Origin of the sequence: Streptomyces triculaminicus, from assembly GCF_017349075.1 — a bacterium.
GTDB lineage: Bacteria > Actinomycetota > Actinomycetes > Streptomycetales > Streptomycetaceae > Streptomyces > Streptomyces triculaminicus.
The window spans coordinates 2,018,200-2,036,395 of the sequence record NZ_JAFMOF010000001.1 but is presented as its reverse complement, the minus strand read 5'-3'; the positions used below and the strand labels follow the sequence as shown (position 1 = coordinate 2,036,395).

Sequence of the window (18,196 nt, the reverse complement as noted above, 5' to 3'; positions counted from 1 at the left end):
GCCGCTGTATACCTCTAGCCTCCTCCGAAACCCGGCGGTAGCTTCCGACCCGTAGCCACGGATCACGGAGGAGGCCCGTCATGCCCGAGGCCGGCGTCGGCGCCAGCACCCCCGAGCCCATACCCACCGACCAGCTGCACTTCGCCATGCCGCCGAAGCACGAGTCCGTCGAGGACGAGCGGCGGTACCGCAAGGAGCGGCTCGCGGCCGCGCTCCGGCTCTTCGGGCGGCTCGGGTTCGAGGAGGGCGTCGCGGGGCACATCACCGCGCGCGACCCGGAGTTCACCGATCACTTCTGGGTCAATCCCTTCGGGATGTCCTTCAAGCACATCACCGTCTCCGACCTGATCCTCGTCAATCACCGGGGGCAGGTCGTCGAGGGCCGGTACCACGTCAACCAGGCGGCGTTCGCGATCCATTCGCAGATCCACAAGGCGCGGCCCGACGTCGTGGCCGCCGCGCACAGTCATTCCACCTACGGGCGGGCGCTGTCCGCGCTGGGGGAGCTGCTCGAGCCGATCACGCAGGACGTGTGCGCGTTCTACCAGGACCACGCGCTCTTCGACGACTACACGGGCGTCGTCGTGGACGAGGAGGAGGGCCGACGCATCGCGACCGCCCTCGGGCCGCACAAGGCCGTCATCCTGCGGAATCACGGTCTGCTGACCGTCGGCGACTCGGTGGACGCGGCGGCGTGGTGGTTCATCACGATGGAACGTTCCTGCCAGGTGCAGCTGGCCGCGAAGGCGGCCGGCAAACCGGTGCCGATCGACCCGGCGCACGCGGCGCACACCCGCGAGCAGCTCGGCAACGACCTGGTGGCGTGGATCAACTACCAGCCGTTGCACCAGCAGATCACCCGCAGCGAGCCGGACCTGCTGGGCTGAGCGGTCGCCGCGTCGCGCAAGCCCTGTGGACAACCTCCGGCGGGCGCCGAGAGGGTTATCCACAGGGCTGAACGCGTTTTTCCCTCCGCACGTATCGTCGAGGAACGGCGAGAGGAAGGCGGTGGGCGGCATGTCACTCAGGACGGGGCTCAGGACGGGGCTCAGGACGGGGCTCGGAACCGGGCTTGGAACGGGGCTCGGGGCAGGCCCCGGGAGCGCGGGGGACGCGGAGAGCCGGCGGATCCGGTATGCGCTGATTCCACTGCGGCTCTTCCTGGGGATCACGTTCGTCTACGCGGGACTCGACAAGCTCACCGACCCCGCCTTCCTCGCGGCCGACGGTCCGGGCTCGATCGGCGAGCTGATGCGGGCGGCGCGCGACACCGCCGGGCTCCCGGGCCTGGTCGACCTGGCGTTGAAGAACCCGGTGGGCTTCGGCTGGGCGATGGCGCTGGGCGAGCTCGCGGTCGGCATCGGCACGCTGCTCGGGATATGGGCGCGGGTCGCCGCGGCCGGAGGCGCGCTGATCTCGCTCAGCCTGTGGCTGACCGTCAGCTGGGCCGCGACGCCCTACTACTACGGCAACGACCTGCCCTATCTCATGGCCTGGCTGCCGCTGATCGTCGCGGGCGCGCCCCTGCTCTCGGTGGACGGGCTGTCGGCCCGCCGCCGACGGGAGCGTGCCCGGCGCGACGCGTCGTTCAGCTGAGGCCCTCCGGCTGCCGGTCCGTGCCGCGGGCGCGGTGACGGCGGATGGCGTAGGCGAGGGAGGAGACCGCTCCGGCCACGCAGAAGCCGGCCACCATGACGGGAAGCAGCAGATAGGAGGGGAAGTGCCACCAGCCGTCCGCCGCTGCCAGATACGCCAGGCAGCCGCCGATGAGGACGAGTCCGACGACGACCTTTCCCGGCTCGAAGTCATGACGCCACACGGGTCACCTCCACCTGGCCGACACCGGCCTTGAGCTCGAGTTTCAGGGTGCCGTGCGAGGGCTGCCCGGAGGCCGGGGACAGGGTCAGCCGCTGGTGCCGGCGGGGCTGGACGTCGACGTCGTCGCGGGCCTCGCCCGGGAGGCGGATGTCGCCGACGCCGACCTCGATGTCCAGCTCCGCGGTGACGTCCTCGGGCAGGACGACCCTGAGCTGTCCGGCGCTGACCTCCGCGTGGACGGTGACCGGCGCCGCGCCGGGGTCGGGCGCCGTGCGGGACCAGGGGACGCCGGTCAGGTCCAGCGTCCCCACGCCGGTGCCCAGGGCGTAGTGGTCGCGCAGGGCGGCGCGGTCCGAGGGGCGCCAGGTGGAGTTGGTCCAGTCGGCGGTGACGGACTTGGGCAGCGCGGCGGCGCCCGTGAGCAGCGCACCGGTCAGCACGGCGGCGACGATCGTGCCGCCGCCCGTGCGGCCGTAGCGCGAACTGACCGTGATGCCCAGGCCGAAGACGCCCAGCGCACAGGCCAGGCCGATCTCGAGGGAGGTGCCCAGCGGCCGGTGATGCCAGGTCAGACCCGTGCCGAGGCCGAGGGCGGCCAGGGCCAGCAGGAAGGTCCAGCCGCCCAGGTGCCGGGTGGTGGGGGACACGGGGCGGGCGGCCGGTGTGCGGGCCGCGACGCCCGTCGCGTACGGCGCGCGGGCCGGGGAGTCGTCGGGTCCCCACAGGTATCCGGTGCCGTGGGCGATCGTGGTGGCGGCGGCGGTGTCCTTGGCCGGGTCGCGCCACCATGACGGGGAGCCGAAGGTGGGAGGGGCCTGCGTCTCCGGCGGCGCCTCCATGGTCTTGTGAGCGCGGTGCGCCTTCGGGGGCTTGTGCATGCCGTGGGCGCCCGGTTCGGCAGCGCCGTCCGGACGCTCGTCCTCGGCGGCCCCGTCCGGCCGGCGGTGCCGTGACCAGTACGTGGAGCCGGTGACGGCGAGCAACAGCAGCAGTGCGAAGGACATCACGCCGCTGTTGTTGAGCATGGACAGGAACAGTCCGCAGCCGACGAGCGCACAGAGCACCGCCGTGAGCGCCGGCCCCTCGACGCGGCCCGACAGCATGCGCCGGGCCTCGTTCTCGTCCTCGCCCTCGAGGGGGATCAGCAGCCAGGCCAGGCCGTAGGCGATCAGCCCCAGGCCGCCGGTGACGCCCAGCACGCCCAGCACCACGCGGAAGATGACCGGGTCCATGTCGAAGCAGCGGCCCAGGCCGCCGCAGACACCGGAGATCACCTTGTGCTCGCGGCTGCGGCGCAGCGGCGGGGTGGCCGCGTGCTCAACGGGGGGTGCGTCGGTCATGAGGACATCGTGTCAACCGGAACGCCTGTGCGGCATCCGTGGCGACCCTGGACGTTCCCTGAGATCGTCCCTGAGACCCGGCCGGTTAGGGTGGCGCATCGAACACCAGCGGGGGAACCGGAGGAACGTGCGGTGCACGGGGCAGTGCCTGAGACAGGTCGGCTCATCGCCGGGCGGTACCGGCTCGCCGAGCAGATAGGCCGCGGTGGCATGGGCACCGTCTGGCGCGCCGAGGACGAGTTGCTGGGCCGTCAGGTGGCGGTCAAGCGGCTGCACGTCTCTCCGGGACTGGAGGAGGACGAGCTCGCCACCCTCTACGAGCGCACCCGCCGCGAGGCGCGCAGCGCAGCCCGTATCGCCCACCCCAACGTCGTGGTCGTCCACGACGTGGTCGAGGACGGTGGCCTGCCCTGCATCGTGATGGAGTACGTGCCCTCCAGGACGCTCGGCGACGTCCTCAAGCGCGGCACGGTCACCCCCGAGGAGGCCGCCAGGGTCGGCCGCGGCATGATCGCGGCGTTGCGCGCGGCGCACGCCGCCGGGGTGCTGCACCGCGACGTCAAGCCCGGCAACGTCCTGCTCGGCCACGACGGCCGGGTCGTGCTCACCGACTTCGGCATCGCCCACTCCACCGGCACCTCGACCCTGACCAAGACGGGCGAGATGGTCGGGTCCATCGACTACATAGCCCCCGAGCGGGTCAAGGGCGCCAAGCCCGGACCCGCCTCGGATCTGTGGGCGCTGGGCGCGACCCTCTATCAGGCGCTGGAAGGGCACCCCCCGTTCCGTCGGGACACGGCGGTCGAGACGGCGTACGCCATCGCCATGGACCCCCTCCAGCCGCCGCGTCACGCGGGACCGCTGGCCAAGCTCATCGAGACCCTGCTGGCCAAGGAGCCGGACCTGCGGCCCCCGGCCGAGCTGGCGGAGCAGATCCTGCGCGAGCCGGCGGCCGAGCCCGAGACGGCGCACCTGGTGATCCCGCCGCTGGAGCCCCGCCCCGAGCCGCCGACCGTGCCCGCCTCCGTCGCCCCGCGGCCCGCGGCCGCCGGGACGGCCCGCCGGGGTCGTGCGGTGTGGTGGGTCACCGCCGCCGCGGTCGTCGGAGTGGGGCTCGCGGCCGGCGCGTACGTCCTGTTCCCGGGCGACGGCCAGGAGGACGACCGGGCCGTGCCGACGCCCGCCCGCGACGCCTCGGCACCGCCGACGTCCACCGCGCCGAGCGCACCGCCGCCCGTGCCGGAGGGCTATCACCTCGTCAAGGAGCCCCGGCTCGGCGTCTCCTTCCCCGTGCCCGACGGCTGGAAGCGCAAGGACGAGACGGACAAGGCGGATACCGAGGTCAACTACGTCGATCCGTCGGGGCTGCTCGGCATCAAGGTCAACGTCCTGGACTTCGCGAGCCCGAGCCACCTCCAGCACTGGAAGGACGTCGAGGAGCAGCTGCGCAAGAGCGTCAGCGGCTACGAACGGCGCCGGATGCAGGAGACGCGGTTCCGGGGCGAGCCGGCGGCCGTGTGGGAGTTCACCTTCAAGGGCAGGGCGCGCGACTGGCAGGCCATCGATCTGGGGTTCGGGCGCGAGGGCGGCAACGAGTACGCCATCTACCTCTCGGCGCCCAAGGCCGACTGGGACCGCCACAAGCATGTCTTCGACGTGGTCCGCGACGGCTTCCGCCCGGCCGGCACGTCCTGAGGCCCGTGGCCCGCTCCTGAGACCCGTGGCCCGGCCTCAGGCCCGTGGCCCGGGGGTTTCCCCGGGTCGGTTCAGGGACGACCCTGATGCCCGGAAGGACGCGCTCATGTGACGATCAGTGGCATGACCGCCCCGACCCCGCCGCAGCTCCCCGACGGCCCGCCCCTGCGCAAGCTCTACCGCAGCGCCGACGGGCGGATGCTCGGCGGCGTGGCGCGCGGCCTCGCCGGGCACTTGGGCGTGCCGGTGTCCTGGGTGCGGCTGGCATTCGTGGCGCTGATGATGACTCAGGGCATGGGGGCCCTGCTCTACGCCGTGTTCTGGTTCGTCGTCCCCCTCGGCATAGGCGGCGTGGAGGCCCCCAAGGCCGTGGCCGTGGAGACGTCCGCCGACGGGCGGCGTCCGCTCTTCGCCCGCAAGCCCGACCGCGGTCAGGTCTTCGCGCTGCTCGCGGTCGTCATCAGCGCGGCGATCTTCCTCGACCGGCTCCACCTCGGCCGCGCCAACGCCTACATCTGGCCGCTGGTGCTCATAGGGGCCGGCGTCGCCCTGGTGTGGCGGCAGGCCGACAACGCCCGCCGGGCCCACTGGATGGAGGTCGGACGCCGCAAGCGCGTCCTGCCGGTCGCGCGCGGCGCGGCCGGTGTGCTGCTGGTGGGCGTCGGAGCGACCGGCATCGTCGTCCTCCAGGGGTCCGCGGAGCACCTGGGCACGGTCCTGCAGGCCTCGCTGGCCGTGCTGGTGGGCATAGCGCTGCTGGCGGGCCCCTCGGTCGTCCGGATGACCCAGGACCTGTCCGCCGAGCGGACCATGCGCATCCGCGCCCAGGAGCGTGCCGAGGTCGCCGCCCACGTCCACGACTCCGTCCTGCACACCCTCACCCTCATCCAGCGCAACGCCGACGACCCCCGCGAGGTCGCCCGTCTCGCCCGCGCCCAGGAGCGGGAGCTGCGCAACTGGCTCTACAACCCCGAGGGCCGGGGCAAGGACGAGGCCGAGGAGCCGCGGACGCTGGCGGAGGCCGTCAAGGCCACCGCCGCCGAGGTGGAGGACCACCACGGCGTCCCCATAGAGGTCGTGGTGGTCGGCGACTGCCCCCTGGACGAACGCCTGGACGCCCAGCTCCAGGCCGCCCGTGAGGCCATGGTCAACGCGGCCAAGTACGGTGGCCAGGGCGGTGCCGTGCAGGTGTACGCCGAGGTCGAGGGGCGTACGGTCTTCATCTCCGTACGCGACCGCGGCCCCGGCTTCGACCTGGACGCGGTGCCGGACGACCGCATGGGCGTCCGCGAGTCGATCATCGGCCGGATGCAGCGCAACGGCGGCACGGCGCGCCTGCGCTCGGCGCCCGACGGGGGGACGGAAGTGGAGCTGGAGATGGAGAGGGCGGAGAAGGCGTCATGACGACCGAAGAGGTTACGGAGCGCCACGTCAGGGTCGTGCTGGTGGATGACCACCGGATGTTCCGCACGGGCGTGCAGGCCGAGATCGGCACCACCGCCCGCACGGGCGTCGAGGTCGTCGGCGAGGCCGCCGACGTCGACCAGGCGGTGACCGTCATCACCGCGACCCGCCCCGAGGTCGTCCTGCTGGACGTCCACCTCCCCGGCGGCGGCGGTGTGGAGGTGCTGCGCCGCTGCGCCGCGATGATGGCCGACCAGGAGGCGCCGGTCCGCTTCCTGGCCCTGTCGGTCTCCGACGCCGCCGAGGACGTCATCGGCGTCATCCGGGGCGGGGCGCGCGGCTATGTCACCAAGACCATCACCGGTACCGACCTGATCGACGCGATCTTCCGGGTCCGGGAGGGCGACGCGGTCTTCTCGCCCCGCCTGGCCGGCTTCGTCCTCGACGCCTTCGCCTCCACGGACGCGCCGCCGGTCGACGAGGACCTCGACCGGCTGACGCAGCGCGAGCGCGAGGTGCTGCGGCTGATCGCGCGCGGCTACGCCTACAAGGAGATCGCCAAGCAGCTCTTCATCTCGGTGAAGACGGTCGAGTCCCACGTCTCCGCCGTGCTGCGCAAGCTGCAGCTGTCCAACCGGCACGAGCTCACCCGCTGGGCGACGGCGCGGCGCCTGGTCTGACGCGGACGGCCCGCCGGGGTTCGGCGCGCACACCGGGCCGAACCCCTCGGGATCTCGCCGCACCTCTCGGGACCTCACCGGACCCTCGGGACGTCACGGAACGAACCTCTCCGGCCCTCACGGAACCTCTCGGCGAGCCTCGCCATCTAGCTCAGGCGAGAAGCACAGCACCCGAAACGAGAGCCGCCGCCCGATGAGCCTGACGGGAACACCGTTCTTCCTGACCACGATCGTCCTGGTCGTGGTGGCCCTGGCCCTGCCGCTCACGCTGTGGGGCAAGGTCGGCGGCCCGAAGCTCGTACGCCATGTCACGCGCTTTTTCATGCTGTTGTTCGCGCAGGTCACGGCCGTCGTGATGGTCTTCGTCGTCGTCAACAACGCCAACGGCCTCTTCGACACCTGGGCCGACCTGCTGGGCACCGGCAACCACGTCAGCGCGGCCGCCGACCTCGGCCCGGACGGCACCGGCGGCACGTCGCCGGACCAGCAGCCCAAGGTCGCGCAGAAGTTCAAGCCCGCCTCCGACAAGCGCATGGGGCCCGGGGTCCAGGAGACCCAGCTCAAGGGCCGTATATCCGGCGTCGAGGGCGAGGTCTACGTCTGGCTGCCGCCGCAGTACGACGACCCGGCGTACAAGAACAAGACGTTCCCCGTGGTGGAGGTGCTGCCCGGCTTCCCCGGGTCGGCCAAGGCCTGGTTCGGCACCCTCAACGTCAACACGCAGCTCAAGCCCATGATGGAGAAGGGCGAGGTGGCCCCGTTCATCATCGTGGCGCCCCGCACCACCCTCCTCGGCGACGTCGACACCGGCTGCGCCAACACCACCGGCAAGGTCAACGCGGACACCTGGCTCAGCGTGGACGTCCGCAAGATGGTCGTCGACACCTTCCGCGCCACCGACAAGCCCGACGGCTGGGCCGTCGCCGGCTACTCCGCGGGCGCCCACTGCGCGACCAAGCTGGCCATCGCCCACCCCGACCGCTACCGGGCCGGGGTGAGCCTGTCCGGCTACAACGACCCCGTCGGCGAGCCTGCCTCCCTCACCGCGAAGACACCGGAGCTCCGGGACGCGAACAACCCGCTGAAGATGCTGCAGCGCGCCACGACCCCGCCGCACGTGGCGCTGTTCCTCTCGGGCGCGGAGGGCGACGGCTACCAGGGCGGCGTGGCGATCAAGGAGGCCGCGAAGGCGCCGACGACCGTGCAGGTCAGCATGGTCCCGGCGGGCGCGGGCGGCCACGGCACGGCCGTATGGAAGCGGCAGGTACCCGACGTCTTCAGGTGGCTGACCAAGCACGTCGCCCACTGACATACCGGCGCCGGGACGCTCCCTGGGCAGGTCGGGACGCTCAGGCGGGCCGGGAGGCTCCCACGAAGGGCATCTCGTCGATCGGCGCGATCCTCACCGGAGCCCCGGGATGCGGGGCGTGGATCATGCGGCCGCCGCCGATGTAGAGGCCGACGTGGCTGACGCCGGGGTAGAAGAACACCAGGTCGCCGGGGGCCAGCTGGCCGCGGGCGATGCGTCGCCCGGCGGCGATCTGCGTATAGGTGGTGCGCGGCAGGGAGACCCCGGCCGCCTGCCACGCCGCCTGCGTCAGCCCCGAGCAGTCGAAGCCCGACGGGCCGGTCGCGCCCCACACGTAGGGCTTGCCGATCGCGGAGTAGGCGAAGGCCACCGCCCGCGCGGCGCGCCCCGAGACGGCGGCCGCCGGGGCCTGCTGCGCCGCGGAGCCCACGGAGGCGAGGGTGGAGTCCGCCGCCTTCGCGACGGTGCCCGTGGCCCGCTCGCCGGCCGCGACGGCCGTGCGCTCCTCCTTGGGCAGCTCGCGCAGCAGCCGTTCGGCCCGGCCGAGCTTGGCCTCGACCGCGCGCTTGTGCCGGGCGAGGGCGGCCTCCTCGTGCCGGAGCTCGGCGAGGCGGGTGTCGGCGGCGCTACGGACCTGCTGGACGCCCCGCAGCTCGTGCCGCACCCGGGCCACCGCGCCGGCCTGCCGTTCGCCCGCGCGGCCGGCCAGCGAGGCGCCCTGCAGGTAGCGGTCGGGGCTGGCGGAGAGCAGCAGCCGGACGCTGGTGGGCATGCCGCCGTCGCGGTACTGGGCGGCGGCGAAGGAGCCGAGGGCGTCGCGGGCGGTGTTGAGGCGCTCGGTCTTGCGGGCGGCCTCGTCCTGGAGCCGGTCGAGGGCGGAGCGCGCGCGGTCGGCCTTCTCCTTGGCGCCGTTGTACTTCTCGGTGGCCACCTCGGCCTGCTGGTAGTACCGGGCGACCTCGGCCCTGGCCTGCTCGGGGGTGAGGGCCGGGGCGGCGTGGCCGGTGCCCTCGAGAGCCGTGGCCGCGGCGGCGCCCGCGAGGGCGAGGGCCGCCGCCGCGCGGGCGGTGCCGCCTGCGAGGGGGCTCTGTTTGGGCTTGCGGTGGGACGCCACGATCGCCGTCACTTCCTTCCGGTCCGGCAGGGGAGCCGGGCGGCGGCCCGCACGAGGGGGAGGGGCGGGCCACCGCCGTTCTGGAGGAGGACGCTAGGCCTCGGGGAGATCCCGAAACGGCCATGACCGCTATTGCCCCTATTCGGCGGTTTGGTGACTGCTCGTGGTCGGGCGATCCCTCCCCGTGGAGAGGGATGCGGACGGCGACTGACCGAAGCCGTGTTCCTTCCCCACCTCCCGGCCGGGGGCTGGTATGGCCCCGGCTAGGGTCGGTCCCCATGGACGTACTGATTCACGCCCTCGTGGGCCTGCACATCATCGGCATCGCCTGCCTGCTGGGCGGCTTCCTGACCCAGACGAAGGCCATGGGCCGGGGCGAGGCCCGCATGGTCCCGGCGATGCTGCACGGCGCGCTGACCATGCTGGTCACCGGCGTCGCGCTGGTGGGCCTGCACCAGGCGCAGGGCCACACCGTCAACACCGTCAAGATCGGCGTGAAGCTGGCGCTGCTGGTCGTCATCCTGGGCCTGGTGTACGTCAAGCGGGACGAGGAGAAGGTCGAGGCCGCGGCCTTCGGCACGGTCGGGGCGCTGACCACCGCGAACGTCTTCATCGCCGTGCTCTGGGTGTGACCGTGCGGTGGGGGTGACCACTGCCGGGTCTGTGGGGGTGGCCACTGTTGGCGGGATCGGGGGCCGCCTGTCAGTGCGGCCGCCTAGACTCGGGAGGCGATGAGCAGCCTCTTTGACGACAGCTTCCTGGCGGACCTGGCCCCCTCCGACGAGGAGCACCCGCCTCCCCCGGAGGACGTGGCCCCCGAGCCGCTGCCGGACGACCTGTTCGGCGGCGCCTTCGACGTACCCGTCCCCCGGGAGGCGTACTACCGCGACGGCGCCGCCCGCCCCGTCGTGGACCCCGCGGCCCTGCTCGAGGGGATGAACGACCAGCAGCGCGCCGCCGTGGTGCACACGGGCTCGCCGCTGCTGATCGTCGCGGGCGCCGGCTCCGGCAAGACGCGCGTGCTCACGCACCGCATCGCTCATCTGCTGGGCTCGCGCCACGTCCACCCGGGGCAGATCCTCGCGATCACGTTCACCAACAAGGCCGCCGGCGAGATGAAGGAGCGCGTCGAGCAGCTCGTCGGCCCGCGCGCCCACGCCATGTGGGTGATGACGTTCCACAGCGCGTGCGTGCGGATCCTGCGCCGGGAGAGCAAGAAGCTGGGCTTCACGTCCTCCTTCTCGATCTACGACGCGGCCGACTCCAAGCGGCTGATGGCCCTGGTCTGCCGCGACCTGGACCTGGACCCGAAGAAGTTCCCGCCGAAGTCCTTCAGCGCGAAGATCTCCAACCTCAAGAACGAGCTCATCGACGAGGAGGCCTTCGCGGCGCAGGCCGCCGACGGCTTCGAGAAGACCCTCGCCGAGGCCTACGTGATGTACCAGTCGCGGCTGCGCGAGGCCAACGCCCTCGACTTCGACGACATCATCATGACCACGGTCCACCTGCTGCAGGCGTTCCCGGACGTGGCCGAGCACTACCGCCGCCGCTTCCGGCACGTCCTGGTCGACGAGTACCAGGACACCAACCACGCGCAGTACACGCTGGTGCGCGAGCTGGTGGGCACGCCCGAGAACGCGGGCGAGGAGGGCGTCGCCGAGCTGTGCGTCGTCGGTGACGCCGACCAGTCGATCTACGCCTTCCGCGGTGCCACCATCCGCAACATCCTCCAGTTCGAGGAGGACTATCCGGACGCCACCACGATCCTGCTCGAGCAGAACTACCGCTCCACGCAGACGATCCTCAACGCCGCCAACGCCGTCATCGAGCGCAACGAGAACCGCCGCCCCAAGAACCTGTGGACGCAGGCCGGGGCCGGCGCCTCCATCACCGGCTACGTCGCCGACACCGAGCACGACGAGGCGCAGTTCGTCGCCGACGAGATCGACCGGCTGACCGACGCCAAGGACGCCAAGGCCGGCGACGTCGCCGTCTTCTACCGCACCAACGCCCAGTCCCGCGTCTTCGAAGAGATCTTCATCCGCGTCGGCCTGCCCTACAAGGTCGTCGGCGGCGTGCGCTTCTACGAGCGCAAGGAGGTCCGTGACGTCCTCGCCTACCTGCGGGTGCTCGCCAACCCCGAGGACACCGTCCCGCTGCGGCGCATCCTCAACGTGCCCAAGCGCGGCATCGGCGAGCGCGCCGAGGCCATGATCGACGCCCTGTCGCTGCGCGAGAAGATCAGCTTCGCGCAGGCGCTGCGCCGCGTCGACGAGGCCTACGGCATGGCGGCCCGCTCGTCCAACGCCGTCAAGCGCTTCAACACGCTCATGGAGGAGCTGCGCACCGTCGTCGAGTCGGGGGCCGGGCCCGCGACCGTCCTCGAGGCCGTCCTGGAGCGCACGGGCTACCTGGCCGAGCTGCAGGCGTCCACCGACCCCCAGGACGAGACCCGCGTGGAGAACCTCCAGGAGCTCGCCGCCGTCGCCCTGGAGTTCGAGCAGGAGCGCGACGAGGACGAGCCGGGCACCCTGGCGGACTTCCTGGAGAAGGTCGCGCTCGTCGCCGACTCCGACCAGATCCCCGACGAGGACACCGAGGGATCGGGCGTCATCACGCTGATGACCCTGCACACGGCGAAGGGCCTCGAGTTCCCGGTCGTCTTCCTCACCGGCATGGAGGACGGCGTCTTCCCGCACATGCGCGCCCTGGGGCAGGCGAAGGAGCTGGAGGAGGAGCGGCGGCTCGCCTATGTGGGCATCACGCGCGCCCGCGAGCGGCTGTACCTGACCCGTGCGAGCATGCGCAGCGCGTGGGGACAGCCGTCGTACAACCCGCCGTCGCGCTTCCTGGAGGAGATCCCCGGGCAGTACCTGGACTGGCGCCGTACGGGCCCCGCGACGCCGTCGGCGTCCTCGCTGGGCGCCGGTTCGGGCGTCACCTCGGGATTCTCCTCGGGCTTCGCGTCCTCGCGCGGCGGCGCCAAGGCGGGGCCGAGCGGCTTCGCGACGCGCCGCGCCAAGGACCGCCCGGTGGTGGCGCTCGCCATCGGCGACCGCGTCACGCACGACTCGTTCGGGCTCGGCACGGTCGTCGCCGTCAAGGGCAGCGGTGACAACGCCGAGGCCACGGTCGACTTCGGCGAGGAGAAGCCGAAGCGGCTGCTGCTGCGCTACGCGCCGGTCGAGAAGCTGTAGCGCGGCGCCCGGCTCGACGCCCTGGCGACCCGCGCCCCTGATGGGGGCGCGGGTCGCGTCAGGTCACGTCGGGTCGAGGTCGTGGCCGCGCAGCCACGGCAGGGGGTCGACGGCCGAGCCGCCGGGCCGGACCTCGAAGTGCAGGTGCGGGCCGGTGGAGTTGCCGGAGTTGCCGGAGTAGGCGATGACGTCGCCGGCCTTGACCGACCCGGAGCGGACCTTGGTGCTGCTGAGGTGGCAGTACCACGTCTCGGTTCCGTCGGGTGACGTCACTATGGCCATGTTGCCGTAGGCCACGTTGTACTGCGTACGGACCGTGCCGTCCGTGGCGGCCATGACGGGCGTGCCGTAGGCGACGGGGAAGTCGATGCCGGTGTGCACCGACATCCAGTTGACGCCCGCCTGGCCGTACATCGCGCTGAGTCCGTGCTGGGTGACCGGCAGCGCGAACTTGGGGCGCTCGCGCTCCTTCTTGGCGGCCTCCTCGGCCTTGCGCTTGCGCTCGTCCTCCTGCCGCGCCTTGAGGTCGATCCGCTCCTGGGTGCGGTTGGCGCGGCTGGCGAAGTCGTCGGCGCCGCGGCTGAGGCCGGCGAGCTGGGTGTCGAGCTTGCTGTTGGCCGCCGAGAGCTTGACGGTGGTGTCGGGGGCTGCGGCGGCCGTGGGCTTCGGGGCCTCCTTCTCGCCGCCCGTCATCACGGAGGCGGCGGCGATGCCGGCGACGCCCATGACGGCGACCGAGGGGACGGCGACGGTGAGCAGGGCCTTGCGGCGCGGCCGGTAGCCGGTGCGGGCGGGGGCGCCCTTGCGACGGCTGGCGCGGGCGCGGCCGGGGACGTCGTCGTCACCGTGCGGCCGTGCCTGCGCCGGTACGGACGCGGACGCCTCGGCGGCTTCGTCGTCGTGGGCGTCGAGGGTGCCGAGGGGGTCGAAGTCCGGCTCGTCGGCCGGCTCCGGCTCCTCGATGATCATCATGGCCCGGGTCTCGGCGTTCGCGACCGACTGGGCCCGGTTCTCCTCGGGGACGGGCGCGGGCGCGGCGGCGGTCATGTCGACGCCGGACAGGTCGACCATGAGGGTGGGAGCGTGGCCGCCCTCGGGCGTCTGCATCGCCGCGTAGGCGCTGGCGTCCCAGGTCTGCGTCTGCTGGGCGCTCATGTCCCACTGGCCGGAGGCGTCCTGGCCGGGGGTGTTCCACTGCTGGGCGGGGTACTGCCCGCTGGTGTCCCACGCCTGCTGGTGCGCGCCGGTGTCCCACTGGCCCGAGGCGTGCTGTCCGGTGTCGTACGAACCCGCCGGGGAACCGGCCGCGCTCCACGCGCCGGTGTCCCACTGGCCGGACGCCGCGGCGCCGGGAACGTCCCACTGGCCGGAGGTGTCGGGGGCGGCCCACTGGTTGGAGGCGTGCTGACCGGTGGCATGCTGACCGGTGGCGTTCTGGCCGCCGAGGTCGTAGCCGCTGAAGTCCCAGGTCTGCGTCTGTCCGGTGACGCCCCATTGGTTGTTGGTGTCCCAATGGCCGGAAGTGCCGGAGGTGTCCCATTGGCCGGTGCTGTAGCCGTCGTACCCGGCGAAGCTCTGCGGGGAGGCCTGCTGCTCGTACGACGTGTAGTGCCCGTGCCCATAGGAGGCACCGGGAGCGGGAACGGACTGATCCGGGCCCGCCTGCGGGTGACGGTCGTTCACCACCACTTCCATTTCGCCTTGGCAGCAGGAGAATTAGCGGCGACTGTACCCGGCGGTATGCGGCAACGACAATCTTCCTCACGTTTCATGGGGTGAGGGCTCGGGCATTTAGCCGCCTTTCGGCTGACTGGGGCCCGACGGGTCGACCCGGCGTTCGATATCCGTTCGATCCGCTATCGGATGCAGGGGCGTCAAAGGGACGCCCGGACAGCGACCTCCGCAGCGTGAAACGGGGGCCCGGTTCATGCGACCGAGGCGGCCCCTCGCGCACCGGCCATGGCTTCTTCCGTGGTCAGCGCCTGCCGGATGCCCGCCGCCACGGCCCCGTGCACCGGCAGTGCCAGATGGCCGACGCCGCTGACGCGGACGTTCCGCGCCATCAGGTCGGGATGATCGATACGGGCGGTCTCCACCGGCACCATGATCTGATCCAGGTCGCTCCAGAAACCGATGAATTGCGTCGCGCAATGCGGTGCGGGCTCGGCCAGTTCCGCGATGACATCCGAATCCGGGCGCATCTGGCGCACCAGGGGATGGGCCGACATAAGGGGCGCCACGCGCGTGCCGCCGTGCGGCGTGCCGAGGGTGACGAGGGTGCGCACGCGGGCGTCGCCGCCCAGCCGCTGGATGTAGTAACGGGCCACCAGTCCGCCGAGGCTGTGCCCGACCATGTCCACCCGTTCGTGTCCCGTGGCCGCGCAGACCTCCTCGACGTGCCGGGCGAGGAGGGTGGCCGCCGTGCGGAGGTCGCACGTGAGGGGGGAGTAGTTCAGCGACCACACGTGCCGCCAGCCGTTCCGCAGCAGCGAACGGCGCAGCAGGAGGAACACCGAGCGGTTGTCGATGAAGCCGTGGAGAAGAAGAACCGGCAGATGGGTGACATTTCCGGCCCCGGGCGTGTCGTCCGCCCCGGCCGCGTCCGGTCCCTCCTGCCCCTCTCGCCCCTCCAGCACCTCCCGTGCCTCCCGTGTCTCCCGCGTGTCCCGGGCCTCGGTCGGGGCCGGCGGCAGGGGCGGGGGCGGCGGACGGCGTTCCTGTGTCATGCCGGTGGGGTACATCAGCACATGCGCGGTAAGGATCGCCAGCTCCAGGACCGTGGACCGCAGCAGCGCGGCCGACGGGCGCACAAGAGCACAAGGGCGTAAGAGGGTGCAGAGAAAGGGCAAGGCCCTCATGGCCGACCGACCTCCCGAACGGCACACAGTCAAGGCGGCCCTTGTCCCCCGTGTGCCCTCGCGGGCAGCTGTGCGCGGCAGCCGCACCGCTGTGCCGGGCGGCTGCCGGCGTAGGGTGCGGGCCTCGTAGCGGCTCCCCTCGCGACCGCTTCGTGGTCCGGCGACTCGGAACGGATCGGGCGCATGTGGCCCGTGAGACGCGGGTTACAGAAGCAGTGCGTAGCGAACGTGGTGTCCCACGTGTGATTTCCCCCTCGCTCTCCACCGCGAAACGGCCGCTTGCGGGATGCTGGAGATAACGTTCGTTCACGTCCCCGGGCCCCTTGGGTACGGGGCCTCGCGGCCGGTTGACGGCTCGTACCTGGAGGCAGTGATGGGAGTGACCGGTCCGATCCGCGTGGTGGTGGCCAAGCCGGGGCTCGACGGCCATGATCGCGGAGCCAAGGTCATCGCGCGTGCGCTGCGCGACGCCGGCATGGAGGTCATCTACACGGGGCTCCACCAGACGCCCGAGCAGATCGTCGACACCGCCATTCAGGAGGACGCCGACGCCATCGGCCTGTCGATCCTCTCCGGCGCCCACAACACGCTCTTCGCCAAGGTGATCGAGCTCCTGCGCGAGCGCGACGCGGCCGACATCAAGGTCTTCGGCGGCGGCATCATCCCCGAGGCCGACATCGCCCCGCTCAAGGAGCAGGGCGTCGCCGAGATCTTCACCCCGGGCGCCACGACGACGGCGATCGTGGCGTGGGTCAACGCCAACGTCCGTCAGACGGCGGAGGCGTAGCCGAGGCCGTACCCCTCCGGTTCCTCTTCCGGCACGCGCTCCCCGGCGGGGGCGTCTCCTACGGTCCCGCCGGGCAGCGGGACCGTACGGGGCCGCGGCACCGCGACCGTACGGGCCCGCGACCGTACGGCCCCCGCCCGCTCGGGGCTACGGTCCCGTGACCACGGCGTCCGCTTCCTGCCCGGCGAGCTCCGCGCTCATCGCGGCCCGCAGGCGCAGCGTGCCTATGAGGCGCTGGAACGCCTCGACCCAATAGCCCGCGGCGCCGGCGGCGGCGCCGTCCGCCGGCCCCTCGGGGACGGTGGTGAGCGCCGCCAGCCGGTCGGCCTGGGCCGGGTCCAGACAGCGCTCGGCCAGGCCCATCACCCCGCTGAAGCTCCACGGATAGCCGCCCGCGCGCCGTGCGGCGTCCAGTGCGTCCACCACCGCCGCGCCCAGCGGCTCCGCCCAGGGCACGGAGCACACGCCCAGCAGCCGGAACGCCTCGGACAGGCCGTGGGCCGCGACGAACTCCGCCACCCACCCGGCCCGTTCCGCCGGGGGCAGCGCGGACAGCAGCCTGGCCGGGTCCAGCCACGAGGAGTTCGCCGGGGCGGGCGGTGACGTCGCGGGGCCGAGCAGGGCCCGGGACCACTCCGCGTCCCCCTGCCGGGCGGCCGCCCGGCACCAGGCGGCGTGCAGGTCCGGCTGCCAGCCGTCGGCGACCGGCAGGGCCACGGCCTCCGCCGCGCCGCCCACGCCCAGCCGCTCGCACCAGATCGCCAGCGGGGCCGCCTCCACCAGCTGGCTCAGCCACCACGACCGTTCGCCGCGGGCCGCCGGCGGCTTGGCCACCACGCCGTCCCGCTGCATCCCGCTGTCGCACTCGTGCGGCGCCTCGACCACGACGCGCGCGCCGCCGTCGGCCGTACGGTCCAGCGCCACGCACGCCCGTGCGCGCTCGGCCATCCGGGCCGTCAGCGCCGAACCGGGCAGGGCCGTCAGCAGCTCCGCCGCCGTGGCACGGACGTTGCGGCTCCGGTCGGACAGGGCCTGTTCCAGGAACGTCTCGTCCCCGGCCGAGAGCTCCGCGCGCAGCGAGTCGAGGAGCATCAGCCGGTCCTCCGCCGGCTCCTTCGCCCAGGTCGAGGCCAGCAGCTCCCGCCCGGCGTCGGGATCGCGGCGCCGTACGGCCGCCAGCACGGCGACCCGCTCCGCGAACAGCCCCTCCTGCCAGACGCGCCCCTCGTCCTCGGGGCTTCTCGCGGGCGCGGCGGCTCCCGGGAAACCAGACGCCGTACCGCCGCGCAGGGCGTACTTCCACTGCGGGTTGAGCCGGGCCAGCCACAGCGCCCTCGGCCCGCCGAGGGCCAGCGCCGCCGGCCGCAGGTCGCTGCGGGCCCGCGCCGCCTCGAGCAACGCGGGCAGCAGCGCCTCGGGCACGCGGTAGCCGTGGCCGTTGGCCGTCGCCAGCCATTGGGGGAGCAGCTCGGTGAGGTCCGGTGCGCCGCCCCGGCGTCCTCCGCCGCCGGGCGCTGCCCGGTCGGCGAGCAGCAGCGCGAGCCGTCGCCGGGCCGCCTCGGGCAGGGCGGGCCGGTCGTCCCGGGGGGCCGCCCCGGGCCGAGCCCGGGCGGGGGCCGGCAGCAAGGCGGCCCGTCGTCGCACGGTCCGCAGCGCGGCGGCGTCCAGCAGCACCCCGGCGGCGTCCTGCCCCGGCCGCGGCCGCGCGGGCACCGCCCGCCGCTCGGTGCCGAGGAGGGCCGTGGTGAGGAGATCGTCCCAGCCGGGCCCGTCCCAGGCGGGACCGCTCGTGCCGGGACCGCTCGTCTCGGGGCCGCTCGAGTCGGTGCCGTGGGCTGCGGCGGAGCCGGTGTGGGGGATGGGGCTGCTGTGAGTCGCGGGAGTGGTGATGGAGCTGGTCACGGGCGTGCCCTTCCTGTGCGGTGACCGCCCGGGCCGGATGAGGCCGGGCGGATGAGACGGATGAGACGACTGAGGAGACGGCTGTGACTGAG

The 18,196-nt window shown here is 72.9% G+C and carries 15 protein-coding genes; 9 read left to right on the top strand and 6 right to left on the bottom strand.

What is annotated here, in order from left to right; genetic code table 11:
* The first annotated feature begins 80 nt into the window (after positions 1-80).
* Positions 81-887 (top strand): class II aldolase/adducin family protein, encoded by an 807-nt coding sequence (locus J1792_RS09535; protein WP_207247010.1) that lies wholly within the window; start codon positions 81-83, stop codon positions 885-887.
* A gap of 130 nt (positions 888-1,017) precedes the next feature.
* Positions 1,018-1,596, top strand: a complete 579-nt coding sequence (locus J1792_RS09530; protein ID WP_086572305.1) for a DoxX family protein — start codon at positions 1,018-1,020, stop codon at positions 1,594-1,596.
* On the opposite strand, the gene J1792_RS09525 is transcribed toward J1792_RS09530, so the two are convergent.
* Entirely contained in the window at positions 1,589-1,819 is a 231-nt protein-coding gene (locus J1792_RS09525; protein WP_086572277.1) for a hypothetical protein, read from the bottom strand. The genes J1792_RS09530 and J1792_RS09525 overlap by 8 nt on opposite strands.
* Positions 1,806-3,158: a PspC domain-containing protein gene (locus tag J1792_RS09520; RefSeq protein WP_086572279.1), complete on the bottom strand. Its 1,353-nt coding sequence runs from the start codon at positions 3,156-3,158 to the stop codon at positions 1,806-1,808. Before J1792_RS09520 ends, J1792_RS09525 begins: the two co-directional genes overlap by 14 nt.
* A 144-nt stretch (positions 3,159-3,302) precedes the next feature.
* On the opposite strand from J1792_RS09520, the gene J1792_RS09515 reads away from it, so the two are divergent.
* The 4 genes from J1792_RS09515 (at position 3,303) to J1792_RS09500 (ending at position 8,246) form a co-directional block, all read left to right on the top strand.
* On the top strand, positions 3,303-4,853 hold the full coding sequence (locus J1792_RS09515; protein WP_086572281.1) for a serine/threonine-protein kinase: 1,551 nt from the start codon (positions 3,303-3,305) through the stop codon (positions 4,851-4,853).
* Positions 4,854-4,976: 123 nt separating this feature from the next.
* Positions 4,977-6,257, top strand: coding sequence for an ATP-binding protein (locus J1792_RS09510; RefSeq protein WP_086572283.1), 1,281 nt, complete (start codon positions 4,977-4,979; stop codon positions 6,255-6,257).
* Positions 6,254-6,937 (top strand): LuxR C-terminal-related transcriptional regulator, encoded by a 684-nt coding sequence (locus J1792_RS09505; RefSeq protein WP_207247009.1) that lies wholly within the window; start codon positions 6,254-6,256, stop codon positions 6,935-6,937. The genes J1792_RS09510 and J1792_RS09505 overlap by 4 nt, the downstream gene beginning before the upstream one ends.
* Positions 6,938-7,130: 193 nt before the next feature.
* A complete protein-coding gene (locus J1792_RS09500; protein WP_207247008.1) occupies positions 7,131-8,246 on the top strand; it encodes an alpha/beta hydrolase in 1,116 nt (371 codons plus the stop codon).
* 40 nt (positions 8,247-8,286) lie between these two features.
* Here the strand turns inward: J1792_RS09500 and J1792_RS09495 are convergent, their stop codons facing one another.
* Complete coding sequence (locus J1792_RS09495) at positions 8,287-9,360, bottom strand: C40 family peptidase (RefSeq protein ID WP_207247007.1); 1,074 nt, start codon at positions 9,358-9,360, stop codon at positions 8,287-8,289.
* Between the two features lie 278 nt (positions 9,361-9,638).
* On the opposite strand from J1792_RS09495, the gene J1792_RS09490 reads away from it, so the two are divergent.
* Both J1792_RS09490 and pcrA read left to right on the top strand, forming a co-directional pair.
* Entirely contained in the window at positions 9,639-9,992 is a 354-nt protein-coding gene (locus tag J1792_RS09490; protein ID WP_207247006.1) for a hypothetical protein, read from the top strand.
* A 99-nt stretch (positions 9,993-10,091) separates the two neighbouring features.
* Positions 10,092-12,557: a DNA helicase PcrA gene (pcrA, locus tag J1792_RS09485; RefSeq protein ID WP_086572292.1), complete on the top strand. Its 2,466-nt coding sequence runs from the start codon at positions 10,092-10,094 to the stop codon at positions 12,555-12,557.
* 63 nt (positions 12,558-12,620) lie between these two features.
* On the opposite strand, the gene J1792_RS09480 is transcribed toward pcrA, so the two are convergent.
* Both J1792_RS09480 and J1792_RS09475 read right to left on the bottom strand, forming a co-directional pair.
* On the bottom strand, positions 12,621-14,243 hold the full coding sequence (locus tag J1792_RS09480) for a M23 family metallopeptidase (protein ID WP_443742775.1): 1,623 nt from the start codon (positions 14,241-14,243) through the stop codon (positions 12,621-12,623).
* A 239-nt stretch (positions 14,244-14,482) separates the two neighbouring features.
* On the bottom strand, positions 14,483-15,415 hold the full coding sequence (locus J1792_RS09475; RefSeq protein WP_207247004.1) for an esterase/lipase family protein: 933 nt from the start codon (positions 15,413-15,415) through the stop codon (positions 14,483-14,485).
* A gap of 373 nt (positions 15,416-15,788) precedes the next feature.
* On the opposite strand from J1792_RS09475, the gene icmB reads away from it, so the two are divergent.
* Positions 15,789-16,202, top strand: coding sequence for a coenzyme B12-dependent isobutyryl CoA mutase small subunit (gene icmB / locus J1792_RS09470; RefSeq protein WP_086572297.1), 414 nt, complete (start codon positions 15,789-15,791; stop codon positions 16,200-16,202).
* 147 nt (positions 16,203-16,349) lie between these two features.
* Here the strand turns inward: icmB and J1792_RS09465 are convergent, their stop codons facing one another.
* Positions 16,350-18,104, bottom strand: a complete 1,755-nt coding sequence (locus tag J1792_RS09465; RefSeq protein ID WP_207247003.1) for a DUF5691 domain-containing protein — start codon at positions 18,102-18,104, stop codon at positions 16,350-16,352.
* Positions 18,105-18,196 lie beyond the last annotated feature (92 nt).

Excerpts from the sequence above, each read along its gene's own strand:
- J1792_RS09535 (WP_207247010.1), top strand. The coding sequence starts at position 81 with ATGCCCGAGGCCGGCGTCGGCGCCAGCACCCCCGAGCCCATACCCACC.
- J1792_RS09530 (WP_086572305.1), top strand. The coding sequence starts at position 1,018 with ATGTCACTCAGGACGGGGCTCAGGACGGGGCTCAGGACGGGGCTCGGA.
- J1792_RS09520 (WP_086572279.1), bottom strand. The coding sequence starts at position 3,158 with ATGACCGACGCACCCCCCGTTGAGCACGCGGCCACCCCGCCGCTGCGC.
- J1792_RS09510 (WP_086572283.1), top strand. The coding sequence starts at position 4,977 with ATGACCGCCCCGACCCCGCCGCAGCTCCCCGACGGCCCGCCCCTGCGC.
- J1792_RS09505 (WP_207247009.1), top strand. The coding sequence starts at position 6,254 with ATGACGACCGAAGAGGTTACGGAGCGCCACGTCAGGGTCGTGCTGGTG.
- J1792_RS09500 (WP_207247008.1), top strand. The coding sequence starts at position 7,131 with ATGAGCCTGACGGGAACACCGTTCTTCCTGACCACGATCGTCCTGGTC.
- J1792_RS09490 (WP_207247006.1), top strand. The coding sequence starts at position 9,639 with ATGGACGTACTGATTCACGCCCTCGTGGGCCTGCACATCATCGGCATC.
- pcrA (WP_086572292.1), top strand. The coding sequence starts at position 10,092 with ATGAGCAGCCTCTTTGACGACAGCTTCCTGGCGGACCTGGCCCCCTCC.
- J1792_RS09475 (WP_207247004.1), bottom strand. The coding sequence starts at position 15,415 with ATGAGGGCCTTGCCCTTTCTCTGCACCCTCTTACGCCCTTGTGCTCTT.
- icmB (WP_086572297.1), top strand. The coding sequence starts at position 15,789 with ATGGGAGTGACCGGTCCGATCCGCGTGGTGGTGGCCAAGCCGGGGCTC.